Genomic DNA, 992 nt, shown 5'->3' on the forward strand with positions numbered 1-992 from the left:
GGCTAGCCGAAGCCTTGCCAATCACAAGATTGCCTGTGGCATTATCGGCTGCGTAATTAGCATTAGTCAGAGAGGCTACAACAGCGTAGGAACCAGCATTGGTTGGAGCAGTGGGCGAACCATCATAAGAAAAGCTTATACCTGTTAAACCGGCAGGAGTTGTAGTCGCTGTTGCTGATCTTGTTGTACCATCATAAGTTTGGCTTAAACTCGCTAAAGATAGGCTAGCCGAAGCCTTGCCAATCACAAGATTGCCTGTGGCATTATCGGCAACGTAGTTAGCATTGGTAAGAGAAGCTACAACAGCGTATGAACCAGCGTTAGTTGGAGCCGTAGGCGAACCATCATATGTAAAGCTTACACCTGCTAAACCAGCAGGATTAGTTGTTGCTGTAGCGGATCTAGCAGTACCATTATAAGTTTGGCTTAAGCTGGCTAATGATATGCTAGCCGAAGCTTTTCCGATCACCAGGTTACCTGTGGCATTATCGGCTGCGTAATTAGCGTTGCTAAGAGAAGCTACCACTGCATAGGAACCAGCATTTATTGGAGCGGTAGGCGAACCATCGTAGGTAAAGCTTATTCCTGTTAAACCAGAAGGAATAGTTGTAGCACTTGCGGACCTTGCAGTACCATCATAAGTTTGGCTTAAGCTGGCTAAAGATATGCTAGCCGAAGCCTTGTCAATCACAAGATTGCCTGTGGCATTATCGGCAACGTAGTTAGCATTGGTTAGAGAAGCGACCACCGCGTAGGAACCGGCATTGGTTGGAGCAGTGGGCGAACCATCATATGTAAAGCTTACACCTGCTAAACCGGCAGGAGTTGTAGTCGCTGTTGCTGATCTTGTTGTACCATCATAAGTTTGGCTTAAACTCGCTAAAGATAGGCTTGCAGTCGCCTTGCCGATCACAAGGTTACCTGTGGCATCATCGGCAACGTAATTAGCATTATTCAAAGAAGCTACAACAGCGTAGGAACCAGCATTGGTT

General features: G+C 46.7%; 1 protein-coding gene. It reads right to left on the reverse strand.

Translation table 11 applies throughout. The features are described from left to right. A partial coding sequence (locus WG906_RS19320; protein ID WP_339994536.1) for an MBG domain-containing protein occupies positions 1 to 992 on the reverse strand: 992 nt, incomplete at both ends.

Origin of the sequence: Pedobacter superstes (assembly GCF_037622515.1) — a bacterium.
GTDB lineage: Bacteria > Bacteroidota > Bacteroidia > Sphingobacteriales > Sphingobacteriaceae > Paradesertivirga > Paradesertivirga superstes.